General features: G+C 48.5%; 2 tRNA genes and 2 rRNA genes. All 4 read right to left on the bottom strand.

Features of this window, described 5'->3' with window-relative positions:
• Window positions 1–106, bottom strand: a 5S ribosomal RNA gene (rrf, locus tag B5F17_RS14545); the annotation flags it as partial.
• 63 nt (window positions 107–169) lie between these two features.
• Window positions 170–244: transfer RNA gene (locus tag B5F17_RS14540), tRNA-Glu, on the bottom strand.
• Window positions 245–412: 168 nt separating this feature from the next.
• Window positions 413–488, bottom strand: a tRNA-Lys gene (locus B5F17_RS14535).
• A gap of 77 nt (window positions 489–565) precedes the next feature.
• Window positions 566–723: ribosomal RNA gene (locus B5F17_RS14530) — 23S ribosomal RNA — on the bottom strand; the annotation flags it as partial.

The raw sequence follows: 723 nt of genomic DNA, 5'->3' as shown, positions 1-723 counted from the left end.
AGTTATCTTCCCGGGCCGTCGCCAGCCAAGTATTGTCACCGTAAATGAGCTTAACTACTGTGTTCGGAATGGGAACAGGTGTACCCTCATCACCATTGACACGCACTATGTGCTGAATAAATCAGCTTTTGTATGATACCATATCGGCATCAATTTGTCAAGACTTAAATGGTGACCCGTGGGAGAATCGAACTCCCGTTTGCGGCGTGAGAGGCCGCCGTCTTGACCGCTTGACCAACGGGCCACATCTGGTCTTTGACAATCTCCTTCACAAGACCGGTGCGCGAAATCTACATATCTGTATCTTTCAGCAGCGAACCAATCCCACGGCCTGAAAAACATGCCACCGGCATATTTTTCGACGGCCTTTCTCGTCCCCGATGTTGCACGAAGAACAAGGAAAAAGATTTTATGGTGCACCATCGGGGACTCGAACCCAGGACCCACTGATTAAGAGTCAGTTGCTCTACCAACTGAGCTAATGGTGCATATTAGGGTTTGTACCCTGAAAACTGAACATTAACTACTCGCTTTCGCTATTTTCGAGACTCTTTACCTAATTCACTAGGTCAAGCCCTCGGCCTATTAGTATCAGTCCGCTGCACGTGTTACCACGCTTCCACTCCTGACCTATCAACCACATAGTCTACGTGGGGCCTTACCTCCGAAGAGTGGGAATACTTATCTCGAGGGAAGTTTCACGCTTAGATGCCTTCAGCGTTT

Origin of the sequence: Butyricicoccus pullicaecorum, from assembly GCF_002160355.1 — a bacterium.
Classification (GTDB): domain Bacteria; phylum Bacillota; class Clostridia; order Oscillospirales; family Butyricicoccaceae; genus Butyricicoccus; species Butyricicoccus pullicaecorum.
Note: the sequence above shows the minus strand (reverse complement) of the source record. Positions and strands in the feature narration are given on the sequence as shown.